This is a genomic window from Aliivibrio thorii, assembly GCF_057368585.1.
Genome location: NZ_CM170655.1, coordinates 568,038 through 592,422, shown reverse-complemented (window position 1 = coordinate 592,422; position 24,385 = coordinate 568,038). Strand labels below are relative to the sequence as shown.

Annotated in this window: 20 protein-coding genes; 6 read left to right on the top strand and 14 right to left on the bottom strand. The window is 38.3% G+C overall.

Annotated elements, in window-relative coordinates; genetic code table 11:
- Positions 1–10: 10 nt before the first annotated feature.
- Positions 11–910: a LysR family transcriptional regulator gene (locus AC2IP4_RS16790; RefSeq protein WP_486311169.1), complete on the bottom strand. Its 900-nt coding sequence runs from the start codon at positions 908–910 to the stop codon at positions 11–13.
- 139 nt (positions 911–1,049) lie between these two features.
- Between AC2IP4_RS16790 and AC2IP4_RS16785 the strand changes: the two genes are divergently transcribed.
- On the top strand, positions 1,050–1,487 hold the full coding sequence (locus AC2IP4_RS16785; protein WP_486311168.1) for a PACE efflux transporter: 438 nt from the start codon (positions 1,050–1,052) through the stop codon (positions 1,485–1,487).
- 81 nt (positions 1,488–1,568) lie between these two features.
- On the opposite strand, the gene AC2IP4_RS16780 is transcribed toward AC2IP4_RS16785, so the two are convergent.
- Entirely contained in the window at positions 1,569–3,191 is a 1,623-nt protein-coding gene (locus AC2IP4_RS16780) for a GmrSD restriction endonuclease domain-containing protein (protein ID WP_486311167.1), read from the bottom strand.
- An 819-nt stretch (positions 3,192–4,010) separates the two neighbouring features.
- Positions 4,011–4,349 carry a cytosolic protein gene (locus tag AC2IP4_RS16775; protein ID WP_486311166.1) on the bottom strand — a complete coding sequence of 113 codons (339 nt, stop codon included), beginning with the start codon at positions 4,347–4,349 and terminating at the stop codon, positions 4,011–4,013.
- Positions 4,350–4,867: 518 nt separating this feature from the next.
- On the opposite strand from AC2IP4_RS16775, the gene AC2IP4_RS16770 reads away from it, so the two are divergent.
- Positions 4,868–5,851 (top strand): carbamate kinase, encoded by a 984-nt coding sequence (locus AC2IP4_RS16770; protein WP_486311165.1) that lies wholly within the window; start codon positions 4,868–4,870, stop codon positions 5,849–5,851.
- A 61-nt stretch (positions 5,852–5,912) separates the two neighbouring features.
- Here AC2IP4_RS16770 and AC2IP4_RS16765 read toward each other — a convergent pair whose 3' ends face one another.
- From AC2IP4_RS16765 to AC2IP4_RS16725, 9 genes are all read right to left on the bottom strand, one after another.
- On the bottom strand, positions 5,913–6,527 hold the full coding sequence (locus tag AC2IP4_RS16765; protein WP_486307774.1) for a porin family protein: 615 nt from the start codon (positions 6,525–6,527) through the stop codon (positions 5,913–5,915).
- Positions 6,528–6,620: 93 nt separating this feature from the next.
- Positions 6,621–7,430, bottom strand: coding sequence for a DUF6597 domain-containing transcriptional factor (locus AC2IP4_RS16760; RefSeq protein ID WP_375320014.1), 810 nt, complete (start codon positions 7,428–7,430; stop codon positions 6,621–6,623).
- A 72-nt stretch (positions 7,431–7,502) separates the two neighbouring features.
- Positions 7,503–7,820 carry a DUF6506 family protein gene (locus tag AC2IP4_RS16755; protein ID WP_060993074.1) on the bottom strand — a complete coding sequence of 106 codons (318 nt, stop codon included), beginning with the start codon at positions 7,818–7,820 and terminating at the stop codon, positions 7,503–7,505.
- Between the two features lie 198 nt (positions 7,821–8,018).
- The gene (locus AC2IP4_RS16750) at positions 8,019–8,819 is read right to left on the bottom strand and encodes a Cof-type HAD-IIB family hydrolase (protein ID WP_375320015.1); all 801 of its coding nucleotides are present in this window, start codon (positions 8,817–8,819) and stop codon (positions 8,019–8,021) included.
- A gap of 210 nt (positions 8,820–9,029) precedes the next feature.
- Positions 9,030–10,301 (bottom strand): group II intron reverse transcriptase/maturase, encoded by a 1,272-nt coding sequence (gene ltrA / locus AC2IP4_RS16745; protein WP_486311164.1) that lies wholly within the window; start codon positions 10,299–10,301, stop codon positions 9,030–9,032.
- Positions 10,302–11,098: 797 nt separating this feature from the next.
- Positions 11,099–14,251 (bottom strand): efflux RND transporter permease subunit, encoded by a 3,153-nt coding sequence (locus tag AC2IP4_RS16740; RefSeq protein ID WP_375320016.1) that lies wholly within the window; start codon positions 14,249–14,251, stop codon positions 11,099–11,101.
- A 1-nt stretch (position 14,252) separates the two neighbouring features.
- Positions 14,253–15,371 carry an efflux RND transporter periplasmic adaptor subunit gene (locus AC2IP4_RS16735; protein WP_130088212.1) on the bottom strand — a complete coding sequence of 373 codons (1,119 nt, stop codon included), beginning with the start codon at positions 15,369–15,371 and terminating at the stop codon, positions 14,253–14,255.
- A gap of 177 nt (positions 15,372–15,548) precedes the next feature.
- Positions 15,549–16,547: a 23S rRNA (adenine(1618)-N(6))-methyltransferase RlmF gene (gene rlmF / locus AC2IP4_RS16730; RefSeq protein ID WP_375320017.1), complete on the bottom strand. Its 999-nt coding sequence runs from the start codon at positions 16,545–16,547 to the stop codon at positions 15,549–15,551.
- Between the two features lie 168 nt (positions 16,548–16,715).
- A complete protein-coding gene (locus tag AC2IP4_RS16725; protein WP_060993069.1) occupies positions 16,716–17,072 on the bottom strand; it encodes a YibL family ribosome-associated protein in 357 nt (118 codons plus the stop codon).
- 86 nt (positions 17,073–17,158) lie between these two features.
- On the opposite strand from AC2IP4_RS16725, the gene arfB reads away from it, so the two are divergent.
- The 3 genes from arfB to AC2IP4_RS16710 all read left to right on the top strand — a co-directional run bounded on the left by arfB (position 17,159) and on the right by AC2IP4_RS16710 (position 21,245).
- Complete coding sequence (gene arfB / locus AC2IP4_RS16720; RefSeq protein WP_060993068.1) at positions 17,159–17,572, top strand: alternative ribosome rescue aminoacyl-tRNA hydrolase ArfB; 414 nt, start codon at positions 17,159–17,161, stop codon at positions 17,570–17,572.
- Positions 17,572–19,491, top strand: coding sequence for a RecQ family ATP-dependent DNA helicase (locus AC2IP4_RS16715; RefSeq protein ID WP_486311163.1), 1,920 nt, complete (start codon positions 17,572–17,574; stop codon positions 19,489–19,491). Before arfB ends, AC2IP4_RS16715 begins: the two co-directional genes overlap by 1 nt.
- 113 nt (positions 19,492–19,604) lie before the next feature.
- Positions 19,605–21,245 carry a flagellar assembly protein A gene (locus AC2IP4_RS16710; RefSeq protein WP_375320019.1) on the top strand — a complete coding sequence of 547 codons (1,641 nt, stop codon included), beginning with the start codon at positions 19,605–19,607 and terminating at the stop codon, positions 21,243–21,245.
- Positions 21,246–21,339: 94 nt separating this feature from the next.
- On the opposite strand, the gene punC is transcribed toward AC2IP4_RS16710, so the two are convergent.
- The gene (punC, locus tag AC2IP4_RS16705; protein ID WP_486307770.1) at positions 21,340–22,533 is read right to left on the bottom strand and encodes a purine nucleoside transporter PunC; all 1,194 of its coding nucleotides are present in this window, start codon (positions 22,531–22,533) and stop codon (positions 21,340–21,342) included.
- A gap of 133 nt (positions 22,534–22,666) precedes the next feature.
- Between punC and punR the strand changes: the two genes are divergently transcribed.
- Positions 22,667–23,575: a DNA-binding transcriptional activator PunR gene (gene punR, locus AC2IP4_RS16700; RefSeq protein WP_375320021.1), complete on the top strand. Its 909-nt coding sequence runs from the start codon at positions 22,667–22,669 to the stop codon at positions 23,573–23,575.
- Between the two features lie 71 nt (positions 23,576–23,646).
- On the opposite strand, the gene pdxH is transcribed toward punR, so the two are convergent.
- Entirely contained in the window at positions 23,647–24,282 is a 636-nt protein-coding gene (pdxH, locus tag AC2IP4_RS16695) for a pyridoxamine 5'-phosphate oxidase (protein ID WP_486311206.1), read from the bottom strand.
- Positions 24,283–24,385 lie beyond the last annotated feature (103 nt).

Genomic DNA, 24,385 nt, shown 5'->3' with positions numbered 1-24,385 from the left:
CGTTAGTTCATTAATAATGAGCTGGCGGTTTTTTTTGACTAATCGTTTGTAAAGAGGACAATAACTCTTCTAATACAGGGCCAAATACATGACTACGCGATACCAAACACCCCATAGGGGTAAGCCAGCCATCAAATTCATGTGCAATCGGCAGCGCCACAAGTTTATTCTGCTCTAGTAAGCTTGCAATACTATGCTCTGGTACTATCGTCCAACCCACTCCTTTACAAGCAAGATCCATCAAGGTTTGATGCGTATTGGCGTACCACAACTTTGAGCTTATCCCATAGCTGAACCATAACTCTTTACGCTTTGAGCTGCGATGCACTAACTGTCTGTGCCCTTTCAATGCGGCATCATTCACGACAGGCAAACTGGCTAACTCATGCTCTGGAGACACAACCGTCAAAAAACGCACATGACCTAGAGTAAAGAAATCCATGTCTACTTTTAGCTCGCCATCTGCATAGACAATCCCTACTTGGGCTTTGCCTTTTTTTACTAACTCTTCAACATCAAAAGTTGAGGTTGTGATGATCTCAAAATCCGTCACAGGAAACTTATCTGCCAATGCCGCCAATATTTGTAATACATCGTCATTCATTAAGCTCTCATCAATGGCGATGACTAACTCATATTCGTGCTCTCTTTCTAACGATTCAACTTTTTGGTCAAAGTATTTTTGTTGATGCAAAATAGATTGAGCAATCGGCAATAACGCTCTGCCTTTCTCTGTTAGCACAGGCGTGTTTTTCTCACGATTAAACAACTCTTGGTTAATTGAGATCTCTAAATTGGCAATAGCCTGACTCACACCGGATTGAGCGCGCTTTAACTGACGAGCTGCGGCAGAGAATGAACCACACTCACACACGGTGACAAAGATTTTCAATTGCTCAAAACTGTACATGGCATTGGCTTAATAATTGGATTAAACACCCAAACTATCACGATTCGTGATGGCTGTTAACTTTATCTCTTTTATTCGCTCTCTATAATCGCTGATTCATTATCTTTAAATGTATCAATAATCATTAAGAGTCATCGCTATGAAAACCACTGAACGTATTTTCCACGCTGTATTATTTGAGGTATTGGCGGTATCACTGTCTATTCTTGGGTTAGCTATTTTTACTAATCACGACGTTACCTCCCTATCAGGAACCATGATAGTCGTTGCCACTATCGCGATGATCTGGAACTTTATTTATAATTGGATTTTCGATCAATTCTTCACTGGCGAGAAAACACAGCGCACCCTTTCATTACGCATCTTCCACGTTGTTTTGTTTGAATTAGGGTTACTGTTCGTAACTGTACCTGTGATGGCTTACTTATTAAACGTAGGCATCTGGGAAGCGTTTGTGATGGATATCGGCGTGACTATCTTTATCACCATTTACGCATTCACCTTTAACTGGGTATACGACAATGTAAGAGCTGTATTGGTACGAAAAATGGAGAAAAATGAGTCGGTCACTGCATAATGCATTGGATGTAATGTATAGAAGCAGATAGTAAACAACCCGCTGATTGGCGGGTTGTTTTTATAAGTGCTAATTGAACAATTATTTATTCTTAATTAATGTACTAACCTCAGAAATAATCAACTTTGCTCTTTGTTTCTTAAACTGATGAATATGATTAGAGGAATAAAGTGATAATTTATTTGGCATTACATTTGAGTCAAGTATTTCCGTAATTTTATTCTGAGGAACTAAGTTCTTAAAATATTCTGATGGAGCTTTAGCACTAATTTTCTTATTGGATGCTGATGATAAAAAACAGAAGTTCAATAAGCTATACCTTTCATCTTTATCAGTCATTTTAAGCTCATTCTTCAGATAAGAATCCGGAAATATATGATGAAACTCACTACGATTATAATTAGATAGCACTTTCCCTATATTTACTTTCACGCCAGAAACTAAATCCATAGGAGAATATTGAGCTTGGAATAAAAGAACTGTTCTAGTTAATGAGCTTCTAATTGAAAATACTGATTTCATTAGAATCTCTTCTGTTATTTTTAAATTCTCAATATTTGTAGCTTTATCCCCAGCTATCAACCGAATCATTACCGTTAAGTCATGATCCATTTTTTGGGTCGTATTACCGCCATCATACCGACGGTTGAATGACGTAATCCAAAACCAAGCGTTCAGCGCCTCAATCTGTTTTGAACTAGGTTTAGGGCATTTATAGAAGAAGTAACTCACACTACATAAAAGTTGCTTATTAGGTAAAAACTTCCCTGACTTACAAAGTAAGTCTGTTGATAAATGATCAATTGCCTTTCTTATAGCAGAACAGATCGATTCCCAATTAGCTTTAAATACATTAGGGTTAATAGATAAAATACTACGAGAAGATGTTGAGTCATTAATAATTGATGATGTAATTTGAAGTATTAACGTGCTATCTAACTTAAATGAACAATGCATTTCCAACTCTTCCAATAACTCATCGATTTCATCTCTCAGATGAAACTCTTCATCCCATGTCCATGCAGTCATTAGATCCATTGTGTTAAGTTTGACACCTGTATTATTAATTCTCTCAAAAATAACGCCAACCTCATCAATCGCACGATTACTAATTTGAATAATTGGCATATCGTAATTCAAGAAATTACTAGATAATTGACTAACTTTTTTCATTCGCTCCTTTTCATAACTATGAGTCATAAACACATCAATTTGTTTCTCATTTGATAATAAGTTGCGAAGATAAAAATAACGCTTTTCATCAATAATATTAATTTCATTAGCATGTACGAAGCAATCATCTTCAAGATCATAGTAAACCTCAAAGACACCTTGATCTGGATTATATTGGGAGCAGCCTACAGAATTAGCATGCTGCCAAAATACACCAAATAATGTAGAAATACGTTGTTGCCCATCAAGACAGTATTGAACAGGGTATTTATCAGGGACATCAGGTAAATCAATACCTGCTATATGCCGTGAAGACTGAAGTTTATCTCCTTTCTCAGCTTCCCACAAAAGAATACTTCCAATCGGATAGTTTTTCACAATACTTTCAAGTAATTCAATTACTTGCTGAGATTTCCATACATAGCCTCGTTGAAATTCGGGAACTTTTATAGCTCCATTTTCAATTTTTTCTATCAGTTTTTGTACACGAATAGATGTTACATCAAGCTCTGCGTTGTTTTTTGAATTCATTTATTAATTCTTATTATTAGTGATTATACTTGTTAAATAACAACAACTTACGTTATTTGAATATATAATATATCAAGAGCTAATGACCTACTAGAGTTAATAAGCTAAAAAAACCTTAGTTTGTAACAAAATGTAACACTCGACAAAATACTACCAAATCAAGGAAGGGAATTAACCTTTCATTAAGCTCTATAATACTTTTGGCTTATTATTAGAAATTATTCAGAGTAAATAAGAAATATCGATTACTTTTCCAATAAATCTAAATTCTACATACAGTTAAATATTAAGAAAAATATATAATCACTATCAAGATAAAGCAAAATTCGTAAACCATTAAGCATCAACTTTGAGCAAAAAACACAAGACTAACACCATAAGTTAATATTCAACTTATGGCACTTGCTTAAGCTTGCTAGACCGTAATTGCACCTTACTCGTTACTAAAACCTCTGCCTTGTCAGCATCCTCCATTGTGGATCATCTAATATGTCTTCTTGATAGCCTTGTTTAATATTATTCTCAGTGGTGTAAGTGCCCATTACATCACGCCAGAATTTAACTGCGTGATCAGCACCTTCTTACTTGCTTCATCTCCCACAAACCACCTCATTGCTTAAATAGCGCTGAAATAAAAATTTTGCCTACTTGGTTCTTTCTAAAGAATGATAACCAATAAGTCAGGAGCTGCGTAATAGATTGGATGTGGTGGTAGAGAGCTAGATAGTAAACAACCCGCTGATTGGCGGGTTGTTATTTTTTAACTAGCAGAGAGCTGTGCTAACTCATTTTCGCCGATTTCAACTTACTGAATAATTTTCAGTCCATTCGGGTAATAAAGGTTTGCTCGTCATCCACAAAAGCCACAAAGCCGCCGTGATAGATAAACACTCGACCACGCCCCTCAACTAGGCAAGCAAGTTGTGGGAGCAAATCTTCTTCGTTATCCTGACTTTGAAATGTGCCTGTATCGGTGATTACGCCGCTGAATGTAGGCAAATACCCATAAGTGCGCTTAGCTTGATCAATCAGGCTCAATTCACTACTGATAGAGAAGCAAGAGGGGATCGCACCGCCTTCTTCGATAAACATCGTTTTAAGTTCTTCAAAAGCGGTAATCACCAGCCAGTCGATATCGTTAACATGATGGATAAACATAGCGTTTCTCGGTTATTCTGATACGGCGATTTTATCACTATTAAGGGGTAACCTAGTAGATATTTAATGGCTAAATTTTTTCCGAAGATTCATTGATCCAACTTGAAATGCGTTTTGTTCATTTCCTAAACCAATCACTTATTTTCGACATCACTCCTTATATCCTCAAACTCCTTCGCACAAGAACTCTACTTTCAAAAAACACAATAGAATATATCTCTCCAGAGGCTCTTAATTTAGTTTATTACACTAATTTAACATCGGATGATAAGTTATATACAAAGAAACACCTACTTACATATATTCTCTATTTATAAAATAAATACGGTGCGTTGCTGATATTTCCAGTATAGAATCCCCGCTCAATGTCCAGTCTATGTCTTCGCAGCCCTTACTTTCTAAATAAGGTGATGCTGAACACGGTAGATTTGTGATAAATAGACGCTGGCTAAATACAGAGAAAAAATGAATCTCTATTTAGTGATAACAGCACTGATGTGGCATTGAGAAAATTTAAAATGAGTAGTACAACAATGAAACCAACAATTGTTATTGCCCTAGGCGGCAATGCACTATTGCGTCGTGGTCAGGTTCTTTCTTATGAAAATCAACTTGAAAACGTAAAGGTAGCGGCAGAATCTATTGCGAAATTAAGTGAAGATTACCGTATTGCTATTGTTCATGGAAATGGCCCACAAGTTGGTTTATTAAGCCAACAAAATGATGCCTTTGATGCTGTCCCATCTTACCCTCTTAGCTGTTTAGTTGCCGAGTCCCAAGGGATGATTGCAACCATGCTTGCGCAAGAATTACGTAACCGTGTTGATTGTAACGTATCAACAATTCTTACTCATGTTGATGTTGATAAAGCCGACCCTGCGTTTAACGACCCGATGAAATTTATAGGTCAAGTCTATTCAGAAGCAGAAGCTAAAGCACTTGCTGAAGAGTTTGATTGGTCTATTCGCCAAGATGGTGACTACTTTAGACGTGTTGTTGCCTCTCCTGCTCCTAAAAATATTCGTGAAAGTGAATTGATTTCATTAGCTTTGCAGCACGATAACATCGTTATTTGTTGTGGCGGTGGCGGCATTCCTATTTGTACTGATGAGAATGGCATCACTTCAAATATTGATTGTGTTATTGATAAAGACTCAACGGCATCGTTACTTTCTCAACAAATTTCCGCCGACTTTTTCTTAATTTTGACCGATGGTGATGGGGTATTCTTCCATTACGGTAAGCCAAACCAAATCAAATTAGACATTGCGACAACCGAAGAATTAAAAGGTTATGCGTTTGATAAAGGCTCTATGCAGCCAAAAATTGATGCGATGATCAACTATGTTGAAAATGTCGATATTTCAATTGGTATCATTACCGATTTGCATTTGGCTTTAGATGCTCTTAATGGCACTGCTGGAACGAAGATCGTCAAAGAAAAATTTTATGATGATTCTATTTCTCATCAACAAAATGATGGTGAGTTAACTCTAGCTTAATTGTTTTAATGCACTAGAAAAATAAAAAAGCCCTAACGCATTGTTAGGGCTTTATGACTAATTAGAATCGATATGCAGCACTTATATAGAGTGAACTTAAATTAAAAAAGTGATCTTCAGATGTCGTGATATTAGAATAAAGGTAAGTCACCTCTTCATCTGCAAAGAATAAATCAGCCTCATAACCAACCCTTAGGCTTAGAGATTTCAATCTCCGAGGGGTATATTCAACCCCAAAGCCATAATGAAACCCAATGTACTTTTCATCATTCAATGTTTTTTTAGATTCATTCATATCAATATTCGATAGCCCCGCAATGCCAAAAGGTCGTAAACCATTACTAAATGTATAACCCACATTTGCCGCAATAGAGAGTGATTCAGGAGACCAACTGTATGTATTTCCCCCTCCAAATAAAGGTGTAGTAACATTTATATCACCATATTTAGTATATTGCGCTTCAACAGCTACAATTCGATTAAACTGATAGCCAGCAATAAATTTAAATGTATTTCCGTCTTCATCAACTGATAATGTATTAAACAAATCATCGTAATCATTTAGTGTCGTAGACCCAACACCAATACCAGCATAAAATTTTCGCATCTCGTTAGCTTGAGAAAATGTAGCCATAAATAGTGAGCTTAAAATAACGAGTGTTTTAATAAAATTCATATTCTTAATAAAAATCCAAGTAAATGTATATTTTCAATTAAATATAGAGAGGAGTATTCCCAATGAAATAAGTAATAACGACTGCTAGAGCTATTATTTATTGTAGTGATTCAACATGAAATTTTCTTTTGTGAGATATTTTTTAGGTGATGTTCCTGTAAAGTATCGGAACTCCTTAATAAAATGAGGCTGATCGTAATAACCATTATCTAAAGCAATATCCACATAATTATTATCTGCATTATTCAACTGCATACGTAACGTTGATTGAAATCGTGCTGTACGTTCAAAATACTTGGCATCAACTCCTGTATATAATTTAAATTTGCGTTGAAAAGTTCGTTTACTCATATTTACCTCTAGCTGTAATTCATTGATCCCTCGATAGTTTTGTTGATAGTAAGCTCTATCAATAGCCCATATAATCGCAGACGAAGTTAAAACCCTAGGGTTAACTCTTCCCATTAGCCATGATTCAAGTAAACGTATTTTTTCAGCGTAATTAGACTTAATAATAATGCGTTCTATTAATTCTTCTGGTAAAAACTGATACATATCGATTATTTTATCAGATAGTTCATCCATAGGAATACCAAAAATAGAATAGCAACCACTAGAACGAAATCTAATAGAAATAAGTTGGCTTTCTCCTATCTTTTTAAATTTAAACGTCGTTCTTCGTGGACAAATAAGTACGCTTTGCCCAGTTAATAATAAATGATGAAATGGTTGTAAAATAACCAACGGACCACCAATGTTAATTAATAACTCAGCCCCCGTCCCTGGAAGAATATCGGGAACATAAGGATGATGTGTACTTTTCCATAGCCAATAATGCGCAATAAAAGGTGAAAGTTGTTGATTAGGTTTAATACGATTTATATGCAAAATAGTAGCAGCCAAATTATATCCATACGACATAGTAATGATGGTAACCCATATTATCATTACAATAAATGATAATATTAACAATTATTATTTAGCTATAAATAACGTATCACCACTAACATTATCTAAACAAGGATGGTGATCAAAACGAACAACACCAATTGGAATACGTCCGGCAACTACTTTAGATATTTCAGCGACTCCTTGATGGCCAAAGCCACCACACAATTCAATTGCTTTAATGCCTTCTTTTTCAAGCCCATCAATAGAATCACATGCTTCTTGGTAACTGGATACCGCTAGAGTTTTAACATGAACTTCAGGGGTTATCACCCATGAAGAGTTAGAGTTTGCATTCGTTTCTGGTGCAATAAAAATAAATGCGGCTTTAAATATTGTTGTCATTTTTCGTTACCTCTGTGTGATTTCCGATGATAATACGAATAATCACACTGGTAATATTGTAGAAATACGCCAAATTTAAACAGTTAGACCTAATTAATAATCAACACTGCGCAAATCAAAATTAGATATATTTATATCCAGAAACGTAAGTCAAACTCCTCTATTACAATATTTTATTATTTATTTGGAAGTGTGAATCTATACTTCAAGATAAGAGCGGATCACGCTAAAGACACCTGCTTCTTTATTACTTGGCGCGATAAAGCGTGCCGTATCTTTGACCTTCTGATGTGCATTTTCCATCGCGTAAGAGTAGCAGCTCTCTTGCAGCATTTCTAAATCATTTAGATAATCACCAAAGCTCATTGTCTCTTCGAAGCTAAAGCCAAGCGTGTTTTGAAGATGTTTGATCGCCGCCCCTTTAGAGGCAACCACATTCATTACATCGAGCCAGATCTTAGCGCTGACCACCACTTGATGTGTATAACCAAACTCTGCATTTATTACGGGATTAATATGCTCTGCTGAGCCATCAAAATGACAAATGGCCACTTTAATGAACTCATCATCCACTGCTAATAAATCTTCTACGTATTGGCAACGTTGATAATATTTAGAGAACTCAGCTAATGCTTGTGGATCTTGAGTTTCAATGTAAGCGGATTGTTTTCCGCACAATACAATGTGTGCTCCATCTATTGAACGTGCGCTTTGAATAATGTTTTTGATTGATGGTGTATCTATCGTGCAACTATAAAGCTCTTGGCCTTTATGCATCACTAAGGTGCCGTTTTCTGCAATGAACATCATGCGATCTTTCACTGGTTCAAAGGTTTCTAATAAACTGTAATATTGACGCCCAGAGGCCGCCGCAAATATGATATTTTTATCTTCCAGTTGCTGATAAAGATCGAAAAAAGCAGGGTCTAATTGGCTATATTCGTTAAGCAGTGTGCCATCCATATCGGCAGCGATAAATTTTACGTTATGTTTTTGCATTAATAAGTACTCAGAATAAATTGGACAATAGAATGCGCTGAGGCGAGATAATGACAAAAGAGTATATACCTTAGCATTAGGGAACCGAACCACTCTAGTTCAAAATGAGAGGTTAATATCACTCTTTTTGTAAATATCGAGTAGGGTGAGGCGTTGCCGCCTCATCCCTCTCACAGAACCGTACGTACGGACCTCGTATACGGCTCCTGCTTACTTATATTCGTATGTGAACACCTTTCCGACACTTACCGTTTCAAGATTAAATAGTCCTAACTCGGTAAACCACTGATTTGGCATAGCATAGCTCGCTAGTGGACTCTTTGACGAGTTCCATACTCGCATGTTGATGTGCTTAAAAGGCGGTTTGTAGTTATGCTGCTTTAACCATCGATGAAGCCTTTCTGGCTTCTTCCATAGCCTTAACTGGATACTACGAAGTCGCCTTCTTATCCAACCTGCTAATGCTTTAAACTGCTTACTGGCATTGGCTATCCGAAAGTATTGGCTAAAACCACGCAACAGGGGGTTTAGCTCTTTGATTACCTGCAATAGTGGCTTACCGCCATTTCTTCGGGTTAAATCTCGAACTTTATTTTTGAAGGCGGTTAATTTCTTAGGTTGAATTTGAGTATATCTACTCTTTATTTCTACTCCTAAGAACTTAATACCCTCATCACTGTGTGCTATGTGGCTTTTCTCTTTGTTGAGCTCCAACTTGAGTTCACCCTCTAGGATCTTTTCCGCCGTGGCATAAGCATTTTCCGCTGCCTTTTTCGTGCAGCATAGGATTAAAATATCATCCGCATAGCGCACTATGCGATGATTTCTCGCCATCATTTGCTGATCGAATCTATCGAGATAGATATTAGCAATAAGGGGACTAATTACGCCACCTTGCGGACTGCCTATCGTCGTCGGCTCGTATGTCCCATTTATCATTACCCCACTTTCGAGAAACTGCCTGATGAGTTTTAGGAGACTTCCATCTGTTACTCGTCTCTTTATGCTCTCAATTATCAAGTTATGATCGAGCATGTCGAAGCATTTCGATAAGTCCATATCAACGACATATTGTCGTTGATATTGTCGGATAAACATTGATGCTTTATTGATTGCATGGTGGCAACTTCGCCCTTTTCTGTATCCGTAGCTTGACGGATGAAAGTTTGGGTCAAAGATAGGGTCAAGCACATCAACGATGGCTTGTTGTATAATGCGATCTCGAACCGTCGGAACACCTAATAAACGAATTCCACCGCCATCTTTGGGTATTTCTACCCGTTTAACAGGTTGAGGTTGATACGTTTTAAGGCTTAATTCCTTATGAAGAGCCGTTAAGTTTTCTACTAAATTTTGTTCAAAGTCACTCAGGCTCTGCCTGTCTATTCCGGCCGCACCTTTTGCTCTTTTCACTTGTTTAAATGCATTATATAACCCTCTCAAGTCAAGTAGACGACCATATAAGCTATAGAATTTTCTCATCGTTTCTCTATCAGTTAAGTGCGCTATTATTTTGTATTTTCTTGTCTGTATGGTGAGTATGTTTCATCACAGATTTAAGGCGTTCTAGCCAGTTGGCAATCTACCTCAAGGTCTGTGATTACTCCTCTGTACGGCTCTTGGTATCAGTCCACTTATTCCTAAATAACCAAATCCAAATGTCCTATTTCGTCAAATAGCTTGTGTACCCATATAGCGTCGTTAATATGAATAATAGTCTTTAAGTAAGCTTCCCCCCTTCGCAATCAATTGCACTTTTGGTAGCAATAGACTCTATCAGACATGCTGCTGATAGTCGGCTTGGTTTTGTCCTCCACACCATTACTGGCTTTCATCGGCCTAGCCTTACTCACTACTACGGGTTCATCTGCCACCTCACACCAACATTACTCTTGAGTCACCTCTTGATATAATGCTTCCAGCTGATAGCTGGAGCTGATGTCAGGCTTCCCCAGTTATTGCACTGACTCCCTGTTAGATATCCCACCCTCAAACACAGCATTGGTCTGACTAAGTATTGGGCTTCGCGCTATTTCGGACACTTACCCACCAATTGCTGCCGAAACAGGTTACGGTTAGTTGTGTACATCTAACTTCCTATGGCTTCCTTCAGACCTCACCGTTAGCCAGTGACGCCCTTGCCATTCAGATTGTCTTCCCCTTAGTCGGGGTGACTCTGCTATCTTGCAAGCAGACGGGTTTGCCAGCTTTGCTGGGCAAACAAAAAAGGAGCCACGAAGGCCCCTTTTGGTTTAGTAACTCAATGATTTACTGAAAAATTACTCATCATCAATGTGAACAAGCTTAGTACTGCCACCATGCAGTTTCTCACGACGACGTTGCACCATCGCATAAAAACCAGGGATAAGTAATGTACCCACCAATAACACGCACAGTAAGCCGCCAATCAGTGACACACCCAGAGAGTTTTGGCTGATGTAACCGGCACCTGATGCAAACACCAATGGCAGAATACCTAAGATGAATGACCACGATGTCATGTTTACCGCGCGGAATCGTAAACGACCACCATTCACCGATGCGTTATCTAAATCTGTCTCTTTCTCTTCACGCTCGTTTTTTGCAAACTCTACAATCAAGATGGCATTTTTTGCGGCTAGCGCGATTAAGAGAACCAAACCAATTTGAGCGTATAGATTCAATGGCATTCCGGCGAAATTTAAGGCCACAAAGGAGCCTAATGTCGCCACAGGAACCACAAGTATGATCGCCAGAGGAATACTCCAACTCTCGTACTGTGCCACCATAAACAAGTAGATAAAGATCAGTGCTAAAGCGAATGCATAAATCGCTTGGTTACCCGCTTTTACTTCTTGGTAAGCCATGCCTGTCCATTCGTATTGATAACCATGAGGAAGCACCTCTGCTGCCACACGCTCCATTGCAGCAATCGCATCACCACTTGAATACCCTTCTGCAGGTTGGCCTTGAATAACGGCTGAACGATACATGTTATAACGCCACGCCACATCAGGTTCAAATACAGTGTCATAAGTAACCAGTGTACTTAGCGGTACCATTTGACCTGAGCTTGCACGAACATGGAATTTATCCAAATCATCCATACTGCTGCGGTACTCACTGTCCGCTTGCATCGTTACGCGGAAGTTCTTACCAAACATGGTGAAGTCATTGACGTACATTGACCCCAAATTACCTTGCAGCGTTTGAAAGATAGAACCAAGTGAGACACCAAGTTGTTTGGCTTTTTCACGGTCAATATCTACATAGTAGTGCGGAACATTGGCACGGAAGGTACTAAAGGTATATTGAATTTCAGGCTGTTGATTAGCAGTCTGGATCATCTCATTCATTACGTTAGCTAAATCGGTACGATTACGACCTAACGTATCTTCTAAGACAAATTCAAAACCAGAAGCTGCCCCCATACCCGGAACCGCAGGAGCACCCATTGCAAAGATCACCGCTTCTGGTAGTTCCATTGCTGCACGGCCATTGATACGATTAGTAATGGCAAATGAAGAGTTATCTCCCTTCATATCATTACGGGCATCCCATGGCTTTAATTTCACAAATAACGACGCACCATTTGATGCCGCAGCACCAGTTAAGAATGCATAACCATTTGCAACGGTAACACCATCAACGCCTTGCTCTTGCTCTACAATCTCTAGTAATTTTGCAGATACTTCCTCTGTACGAGATAGCGACGCAGAATCTGGTAACTGCACGTTAACCAATAAGATCCCTTTATCTTCTTGAGGAACAAAGGCAGTAGAGGTATTTTTTGCAAGGTAGGTTACCGAGCCAAGAGCCACAGCAAAGAACATCATCAGGATCATTGTTTTTCGAACAAAGAAGCCTGCAATTTCACCGTATTTATTAGTTACATTATCTAAACCACGGTTGAACGCTTTAAACCAACGAGCCGTATTATCTCCGCCCTGTTTTAATACCAAAGAACACAATGCAGGAGAAAGCGTTAATGCATTAATTGATGAGATAACAACAGCAATACAGATGGTTAATGCGAACTGGCGATACATAATGCCAGTAATACCTGGAAGCATAGCAACTGGAATAAACACCGCAAGCAGTACCAGAGTCGAAGTAATGATTGGGCCAGTTACTTCTTTCATTGCCATTAAGGTGGCTTTTCTAGGGCTTAAGGACGGATCACGCTTCATGATAGTATCAACGTTTTCGATAACCAAAATAGCATCATCCACCACGATACCAATCGCTAAGATCAAACCAAATAACGTCACGGTATTGATCGTGAACCCCGTCATTAGCATCACAGCAAACGTACCAATTAACGATACTGGAATTGCGACAACAGGAATCAAGGTGGCACGCGCACTGCCTAAGAACAAATACGTCACCGCAATAACCAATAGAATAGCTTCAATCAGGGTTTTAATTACCCCTTTAATGGATTCCGCAACAAACAGCGTGGTGTCATAACTGGTTTCATACGCCAAGCCTTCAGGGAAAGTCGCACTTAGCTTTTCAAGCATCTCCATTACCGCCTTTCCACTCTCCAATGCGTTCGCATCAGATTGCAAAGAAAGCGTTACGATAGAAGCGTCTTTTCCTCTAAATTGACCATTACCGTCGTAGAATTTCTTGCCTAACTCAACACGGGCAATGTCTTTTAAATAAACAGAAGATCCATCGTTATTTGCTCGAAGAACGACATTTTCAAACTCTTCAACCGACTCTAAACGTCCTTTAGTTACTAGGTTAAACTGCACATCTTGCGCACTCGCGTAAGGTGCTGCACCTATTTTACCCGCTGCAACTTGTACGTTTTGTTCGGCTAACGCGGCATGAACATCGGATGTGGTTAATCCTAAGTTGGTCATTTTGTCTGGATCAAGCCAAACACGCATGGCGTATTCACCACCACCAAGCACACCAACTTCACTGATGCCAGTAACACGAGCCAACTGATCTTTGATATTCAGATTTACGTAGTTAATTAAGAATTGATCGTCATATTTCCCATCAGGCGAGTAGAAGTTCAATACCATCAAAAGGTCTGGAGAACGCTTCTTCACTGTCACGCCAACCATTCGAACTTCTTGTGGCAGTTTAGATTCTATCTGCGCCACGCGGTTCTGAACGTTAACCTGAGCCATATCTGGGTCAGTACCGACATCAAAGGTTACGTTCAGAGAGTACGATCCGTCATTGGCACTTTTAGAAGACATATAAATCATGTTTTCAACGCCGTTGACCGAGGTTTCTATCGGGTCGGCAATGGCTTGCTCTACCACCTCTGCACTTGCCCCTGTGTAGTACGCATTAACGCTCACTGAAGGCGGACTGATTTTTGGGTATTCCGCCACAGGAAGAATTGCTAAAGAAATGGCTCCGGCAAGAGTGAGGATGATAGAAATAACCAGAGCAAATTTAGGACGCTGTATAAAAAATCGACTTAACATATTAAGACTCCGCGTTCTCTAGACGAACCTGAACGCCATTTCTTACACGTTGTAATCCTTTTACTAGCACTTGCTCATTCGCATCTAAACCAGAGCTGATAATCACCCCTTCTGGCAGTTGCTTACCCAAGGTAACATTGCGTCGTTCAACAATATTTCCTTCAGTCAGTACCATCACAAAGCTGCCTTCTAAGTCACTTTGCACCGCACGACGAGGCGTAACAATGACGTCAGTTGGTTTCTTTTCTCGTAGATTTACGTTGATATGCTGACCCGGAAGCAAGGTGAAATCAGGGTTTTGAACCAATGCACGAAGTGTTAACGTACCTGTGGTTTGGTCGATACGGTTACCAATGTAGTCAATCTTACCTAAATGATTATATTCTTTACCATTCTCAAGATTCAGAACGACTTCAACTTGGCTTGATGCGCCATCACCATCGCCTTTCACTTGATCGATCCCCATTAATAAACGTTCGCGCTCACTAATGGTAAAACGGGTGTGAATTGGGTTTAAACTCACCAAAGTAGTCAATACACCAGAAGCCGGTGAAACCAAATCACCGATGCTGACTTTACTGTCGCTAATACGTCCTGAAAATGGGGCGGTAATGGTGGTGTAAGAAAGGTTAACTTCTGCCAATTTTAATTGTGCTTGAGCCGACTCAACTTGTGCTTCACCACTTAATAATTGTGCGGTTAAGCCATCGAATTCAGCTTGGCTAATGTTGCCTTTAGGAAGTAGGTTTTTACCACGCTGGAAATCAAGTTGTGCTTTTTTTAATGCTGCATTCGCTTGAGTGATGCCCGCTTTGGCATTGGCTACTTGCGCTTCAAAGGTAGAAGGATCGATCTGAAAAAGTACATCGCCTTTCTCAACCATTTGGCCTTCTTTAAATGAACGAGACTGAATATAACCAGAAACATGAGCAACAATAGACGCATCTTCCATCGCTTCAATACGGCCAATATAAGTTTTACCTTGTTGGTATTGAATAGACTCTACGGTATGGGTTGCTACAAGAGGGGCAGGAGGTGCTGTTTTTGTCGCTGCTTCATCACTGCAACCGACAAGAAAGGCCGCACTAATTAAAGAAGCAAGAAGAGTTTTTGATTTCATAAAATAACCATTTAACTGTCGAATTCTGTGTATTCTGACAGCTAAATGATTGAAATTATTAATGTTAAATCGCAGAGATTGTTACTGAATGTGTCTGCAATTTACGTTTAGTCAAATTTAGAAACGTTTTATAACTAACCTATTGATAGGTAAAGAATAAAATCAGTATCTAAAAGCTTACAAATTTACATTAGCTTGGAATGTCCATGCCACAAAACGGCTGATTTTCTGACCTTGAGCCATATCAACTGTCTTAATTGTTTTAACTCCTAATCGTGCAAGCTCTTGATGTAAAGCTTCTACGTTTTCTTTCTTAGAAATCAATGTCGTAAACCATTGAACTTGCAGTGCAAATTCACAACTCTCTTTTGCCATTTTAGTAATGAATGCTAATTCACCACCTTCACACCAAAGCTCTGCTTTTTGGCCACCGAAATTCAGTTTTTTCACGCCTCTTAATTCATTGTAAGCGTGACCTTTCTTCGATTTATTTGTCGCTAGATTCTGTTGTTTACGTTCAGATCCTGCTGTTGCTTCTGCTTCTGATGCATGGAACGGAGGGTTACACATGGTGAACGCAAATTCATCTTGTGACTTGATAATACCTCTAAAGATATTCTCTTCATTTTTCTGCTGACGACACTCAATACCCTTCTTCAGACTTGGGTTATTGTTTGCAATAAACGACGCCATTTTAAGCGCTTGAAGATCAATATCAGAACCAACAAAGTTCCATTTGTATTCGCGGTGACCAATGATTGGGTATACACAGTTAGCACCCACACCGATATCTAAACCACGCACGTTTTTACCTGTTGGGATCTCACCGTCATTAGTGATTGCAAGTAAATCAGCAATGTTATGAATGTAATCTGCACGACCTGGGATTGGTGGGCATAAGTAACCTTCTGGAATATCCCAAAATGGCACATTGTAAAAATGCGCTAATAAGGCTTTGTTTAACGCTTTTACTGCCATTGGATCTGAAAAGTTAATTGACTCATTACCATATTGATTCATTTCAACAAATGCTTTCAGTTCAGGACAAGTTGCAATCAGTGCTGGAAAATCATAATTTGCATTATGCTTGTTACGCGGGTGCAATGATTTTTTAATCGGAGCTTCGTTATTATTCTTAGATGCCGATTGATTTTTTGAAAAATGAGAATGAGACATGTGAACTCAATGGTAATAAATAATTGCGGATATAATAGCTTATCTTCAGCATAATTACTTTAAATAACGTCGATAAAACTACGTGAAATAATACTCTTTGATGCATAAAAAAAGCATCAAATGTACACTGACATTAGATGCTTTTTTATCAAAAAATAAACGTATTAATTAGAATGCTTGAGGAGCAAAACCTGTCATTTCTTTAAGACCAAGTTCTTTGCCTAAAGCAGTCATTGGATGAACAACTACTAGACCACGTACTGATTTCTTCAGTTTGCCCATGTCAGCTTGCTCAGCTTTAGTAATTGCACGTTTGAATTCAAGGTTACGAACTTCAGTTCCTTTGTTCCCTGTTTCAAATTGCTTTTTACCATTTAATTTTGCTACTTTCTTTTCTAGCGTTTGGATTTCATGCAAAAACTGTTTAACGACAGGTTGATCGTCACGCTTTTGTGCAGCGTCTAAACGATGCTTACAACGATCTAAACGGTTATGAATTTTTTGCAGTTCTTCTTTTACACTCATGAAATTACCTTTGTATTGAAAATGGTGCGTATCGACGCTACCTGGTAGTATACCCCCTAATAGAAGAACGATCATAGGTTTATTACATGTTAACCATTTCAAATTACGTTCAGTTGGCCAGTTGGGAAATTGAACTCACCGCGATTAGAGCACAAGGTGCTGGTGGTCAAAATGTCAATAAAGTCTCAAGTGCGATTCATTTACGCTTTGATATCAATAACTCAAGCCTCCCCCCTTTCTATAAAGAACGACTATTGAAAATGAAAGACAGTCGTATTACCAAAGAAGGGATTATCGTTATTAAGGCACAGCAATTTAGAACGCAAGAAAAAAACCGTGACGACGCACTTGAACGCTTAAAAACCTTAATCATATCAGCGGCTGAAACTCAAAAAGCACGCCGAGAAACCAAACCCACTCGCAGTTCTCAACGTAAACGTGTGGATAATAAAACACAACGCGGCCAAACTAAAAGCATGAGAAAGAAGGTAGATTACTAATGACATACCAGAAGACATTAAAAAACGTATTTGGTTTTGACTCTCTAAGAGGTGGCCAGCAACACGTTATTGAAAAAGTACTCAATGGTCATTCGTCTGCTGCTATCTTTCCGACAGGCTCAGGAAAGTCATTATGCTACCAATTGCCTGCACTTTTATTACCCAATCTAACGTTGGTTATTTCACCCTTACTTGCTTTGATGAAAGATCAAATTTCATTTTTAAAAAGCAAAGGCATTGCCGCCGTATCAATTGATTCAACTCAAACTAGAGAAGAGACTCAAGCGATACTGCAAGGGGTACGAAATGGCGAAATTAAAATTTTGATGATCTCAGTAGAGCGCTTAAAGAACGAGCGTTTTCGTCAGTTTATCGCTCAAATCAATATTTCATTATTGGTCGTCGATGAAGCACACTGTATCTCTGAGTGGGGCCACAATTTTAGACCCGATTATCTTAAACTACCTCAAGACAGAGAAGCATTAAATATCCCAAACGTCTTGTTATTAACGGCAACGGCAACGCCTGCAGTTATTGAAGATATGAGTAAAAAATTCAAAATAGATAAAGACGATATTGTCATTACTGGTTTTTATCGCCCTAATTTAGATATTTCAATTATTCCTGTGGAAGAAGAGCAAAAACGTTCTGCTTTATTTGCCACATTACAACAAAGACCAAACCAACCAAGTATCGTTTATGTCACGCTACAACAAACAGCTGAGAATGTGGCTCAATGGCTTCAAAGCAATGGCATTCAAGCCAAAGCCTATCATGCAGGTCTGAAACACGATATCAGGGAAGACATTCAACATAAATTCATGCATGGTGAACTTAACTGTATTGTCGCCACCATAGCATTTGGAATGGGTGTCGATAAATCGGATATTCGTCAAGTTATTCACTTTGATTTACCTAAATCAATTGAAAACTATTCACAAGAAATTGGACGTGCGGGTCGAGATGGTAACCCATCTTTTTGTACCGTGCTTGCCAATACTTCTGGACTGAATGTTTTAGAAAACTTTGTTTATGGAGATACACCAGACAGAGAAGCGATTCAATATGTATTGGATGATATCTATAAATCTTCTGATACATGGGAAACCCAATTACTACGCTTATCTAAAGACAGTAATGTTCGCCAACTCCCATTAAAAACACTGTTAGTTTATTTGGAACTCAAGAAAATAATCCAAGCTAAATACAGTTATTATGCAGATTATCGATTTAAAATCTTAATTCCAGTGAATGATATTATTGGTAAATTCCAAACTGAACGCCAGTATTTTGTATCCACAGTTTTTCAGTGTTCTCCAAAATCAAGAACATGGCACACAGTGGATTTTGATGCGCTTTGGATTGGTTACCAAGCTGAACGTAAGCGTGTCATTGCAGCATTAGATTACTTTCACGAACAAGGTTGGATAGAGCTTGAAAGTAAGTTAATGACTGAAGTTTACCAAGTATTAAATAAGGTAGAGAGCACTCACGTACTTTCTCAAGAGCAGCATCAGCTGTTCAAAAATAAAGAAGAAAGTGAGATTAATCGTATTCATGCCATGCTCGATTTCTTTGAAACAAAAACATGTTTAAGCCATTCATTAGCGAATTACTTTGCTGATTTTAATGCGCCAGAACAATGTGGTCACTGTTCAGCTTGTCGATCTAAAGGCGCTTATTTACCAAGAAATAATTTTGTCTTTGTGGCAGATGACGAACAAGTAAAAAGTTGGTGCCAAGAATTACAAAATGGCAGTAAAGAACCTCTTGCCAATGCTGTTTTTGCTCGTTTCTTATGTGGAATATCAACACCTCTAACGACAAAAATTAAAGCGAATAAAATGCAAGGGTTCGCGAAATTTGAATCTCAACCATTTTTTGAGGTACTCGAATTAGTCGGAAAATTAAACGGATAATTTATAAACTGTGAGCGTGTTGGCACTTATTTACATATTTCGTAAACCCCATACGCTATAAGTGATAATGTTCTTTCTTAATACTGAGAATTCAGCACCTATTGGGAGAGAATATGATCGATCACTTTTTGGCATTTTCAGATAATAAATCTGTTATACGTTTTATTGTTCCTGAAAATACAACATTAAACCAATCTATTGAGGTAATGCATTTTCATCAAGCATTACACTCAATTGGTGCTGATCAATTTTATCTTTTTGAAAATAAAGTAGAAGAAATTATCGTTGCAATTAATAAAGGCAGCCTTAGTTCTATTGATGATACTGTGATAGCACAACGCCTAAATGCTCAATTATCTATCCACATTCAAGACGATGAAATGAAAGCCTCTATGACGGTAACTGGTGCTTATGGCGGGCAACCTCTACGCGGTCCTGCCATTATTACAGCATTAACAGAAAATAGAATATTAAAAGGCATACAGAAAGAAAGCCTTAAAACCTTATTATTAAAAAGCAAAGATCTTGCTTCTGGTGAAACCTATTCTGAAGTCATTGCTATTGGTCGAGAAGCTATACCAGGGCAAGACACACTATTTGAAGCGTTAGTTCCTAATGTAAAAGAACGCATTCTACAACCACAAGAAACCGACGATGGTCATGTGGATATGCGAAATTTAGGAGAAGTTATTAGTGTTAAGAAAAATACGCCATTAATGAAACGTACCCCTGCAACACAAGGAGTTAATGGTAAAACGATTACAGGAAAAATAGTAATTGCTACACCAGGAAATGATTCCCCATTCCAACTTTACTCTGGCTCCTCTCTTTCTCCAAATGATCCTGAATTACTCATTTCTGATATTAATGGTACACCACTGATTCACAAAGCAGGCGTTGGTATCGATAATTTGCTAACACTAAAAAGTGTTAATGCAACGACTGGACACGTTTCATTTGAAGGCAGTATTTTTGTACAAGAAGATATTGAATCAGGAATGAAAGTGACCGCAACAGGTTCTATTACCGTAGGCGGTTTTATTGAAAATGCTGAGGTAACGGCAAAACATGATATTACCGTAATGAATGGCATTATAGGTCGCCCTGTACACGATGATGATAACTTAACTTGCGTACTCAAAGCAGAAGGGTCTATAACCAGTAAACTTGCTCAAAATGCATATTTAATGGCTCATAACGACATTCATATTACTCTTCATGCGAACCATTGTTTAGTGGAATCATTAGGCTCTATTTATGTTCTAGATAAAACAGAGAGAAATGGCACCATCAGTGGAGGCAGTCTTACCGCTAATGGCTCGATTAAAACGGCCAATTTAGGCATTGAAGGAGGGGCTTATACTAAGGTTCATGCTTTTCATAATTTTAATGAGCAAAAAGAAAACCTGCATTCACTCCAAAAACATCTAGATGATGTAAGCGCTCAAGTTGTAAAAATTGCACAAATAAATATTGAACGACAGTCTCCAGAATTAGCAGAGAAGATATTGCGCTCAAAAGAAAAATCAACTCAAGATTTGCAGGTTATAAAATCAAAATTAGCCAAAGAACAGATCATCTTTAATGCAAATTTAAAAGATAATCATGTATTTGTTACTAATAAAATATTTCCAAGAGTAGACGTCCAATTTAACACTGAACATTTAGTCACAAAAAGAGAATATAGCCCAAGTAAAATATCCTACTCTGGTTATGACATAGATATTGAACCTGTCATGATCAAGAAAAAATAATCAATAAACCAATCCAATATCACCTTAAAAAAGACAAAAAATAGCATTGGCGGTTTCGCTCAATGCTATTTTTTATGATGTTATTTAGAGAGTATTATTGCTCTGCTAATACCATTTTTTCTTCTTTATTTGATTTAAATACCAATACAGCACCAATGAATAAGAACACCAATTGTAGCAGCATAATACTACCCATTGAGATAGGACCTAAATAGCTAATGCTTGATACCATTGCACTTGCTGCTACACAAAATAGCATTTGTAAAAAGTTTAATAGACCTGAAGCAACTGCGCTGCCTTCTTTAAAATCCATTAATGCGTTATTTACAACAATCGGATACACCGCGCCATTCGCTGCTGCTAAGAAACAGAAAGGAATTAACATTGGAATGATTGATGAAACGTCCATTCTCCACGAGATTAAAAATACTGTAACTACGCTTGCAACAGATAGTTTCAAAATCCAAGGAAGTACTTTTTGGCTTTCAAAACGCTCTAGCGCCCAACGACAGCCATAACCACCAACAATGAATGCGATTGTTTGTGGAATGTAGCTCAAACCAATATCTGCGCCTGAATAACCCATTTGTGTCATGACAAAAGGTGAGCCTGTTAACCATGCAAAGAAAATTGCAGAGCTTGCAGCGTAAATTAGCATATTACCTGTGAATTTTTTTGACTTAATAACATCACGGAAAGTAATGGTTTTTACATTCGAATTTGCAGCTTGCGCTGGCTCTTTATCAGCAAACGTTCTTGCCGCTAGACCAACACCAATAACCGTTAATGTTACAAAAATCATCGACCAGCCATAGAACTTTTCAATTGCCGCACCAAGTAAAGGAGCCAGTGCAGGAGAGAGGGCAACTAGCGGCATAATCGTTGCGAAAATACGTTGAGATGTTTTTGCATCATAACGTTGAATCACCATCGCTTGCCAGATAACGTTTGCACTACAAGCACCTAACGCTTGGAAAAAACGAGCAACTAATAGCATTTCGACACTGGTTGAAAATGAAGCAACTAAACTGCTTATTGCAAAAATGCTTAGACCAATGATTAATGATTTTTTCGTGCCTAATTTTTGAGTCAAACGCCCATAAAAAAGTTGACCAATGGCCATACCAAACAAGAAAATACTTAACGTTAGACCTATCATGCTTTCTGTTGTTGCCAGATCACCACGAATGATATCGAATGCTGGTAAATACATATCTGTAGCTAAAAAGCCCAACATACTTAGGCCAGCAAGCCAGATATAAGGAATAGATTGTTTTTGCTTATCCATGTTCTTTCTCCAAAGATGAACATATTTCTAGAATGATTTGCATTCTATTTGCTAGTTGCTACTCTTGTGAAACGATAATATTTGCACTTTGCATCAATATTTTTGATGTGAATAATTCACCATCAGGTTTTTTATGTTTTCTTATCACGAATTAATCACTATTGAGTCTGTAGCACGTCTTGGCAGTTTTAGTCACGCTGCTGAAGAATTGCACAAAGTACCGAGTGCAATTAGCTATACAATTAAGTCTGTTGAAGACCGCTTAACCGTGTCTCTTTTTACTCGTTTGCATCGTAAAGTAGAATTAACTGCTGCCGGTGAATATTTTGTAGAACAAGCAAGAAAACTGCTTAAAGAGATGGAAGATATACGTTTAAATACACAACGAGTCGCTAATGGTTGGCAACAAAGTGTCTCTGTGGCACTAGATAACGTCGTTCGTGAAAATAGCGTAAACCAACTGGTTCGTGATTTTTATGCAACCTTCCCAGATATAGAGCTTCAATTGACAATGGAGGTATTTAATGGCGTATGGGACGCCTTAATGACAGGCAGAGCGGATATTGGTATTGGAGCAACGGCAACGATACCTATCGGTGGTAACTTCTCTTATCGTCCAATGGGGGAGCTTTCATGGGACTTTGTTATGAGTACAACTCACCCACTCGCAAACTATGACGGTGCAATCCCCGATTCTGAATTAATGAAATACCCTGTAATATGCCTAGAAGATACTTCTCGTATATTACCAAAACGAACAACTTGGCAGTTAGATAATCAACGTCGATTAATTGTTCCTAATTGGCACAGTGCTGAACAGTGCTTTATTGATGGTCTAGGTGTTGGTGTTATGCCGAGCCATAAAGCGAAGCGACTATTATCTTCTGGGCATATAATTAGTAAAAAAATCGAAAATAATATAGATCCAAGCCCTTGCTGTTTAGCATGGAATAAAAACAATCAATCCATCGCAATTCAGTGGCTACTAGATTATTTAGGTGATACAGAAAAACTTAACACTGAATGGTTAAAAGAGAGATAAAAAATACCGATGACCATAGATCATCGGTATTTTTATGAAATAATTAAGATCAAACCACAATTACGTCAAGATCATGGCGCTAATCGGTCAATCACCCATTCATCTTGATCTTTACTGTATAAAAAACGATCGTGCAAACGGCTATCACCACCTTGCCAAAACTCAATAGAATCGATTTTAATTTTAAAACCGCCCCAAAATTTTGGTACCGGAATTTCTCCTTTCGCAAATTTTTGTTTCAACTCAAGAAACTTTCCTTCTAATGCAGAGCGTGTTGTCAATCTACTGCTTTGTTTACTTGCCCAAGCTGCAATCTGACTATCTTTTGGTCTCGAAGTGAAATATTTCATATTCTCTAGCGCTGAAAGTTTTTCGGCTGTACCCGTTATATGAACTTGACGCTCCAGAGGATGCCATGGGAAATGCAATGAGATTTTACTATGGTCTTCTAAATGCTGTGCCTTTCTAGAAGCAAGATTGGTGTAGAACACAAAGCCTGTCTTATCAAAATGTTTTAATAACACAATACGTTGAAAAGGCTGTCCATTCTTGTCAACCGTAGCGACTGTCATCGCAGTTGGATCTGTCAATTTAGCTTCAACAGCTTGTTTTAACCATAACTCAAACAGCTCAATCGGTTCCTGTGGTAAATCCGCTCTACGTAGACCACCAAGGCTATAATCCCGACGAATATCTTCTAATTCCATTACTGTATCTCCAACTGCTTTTTCTAAATTGTGCTCTTTTGAAATCATTTAATCAAGAGCCATTCTTAATGGTGGTATAACAAGTAAAAAGGGCCTCAAATAG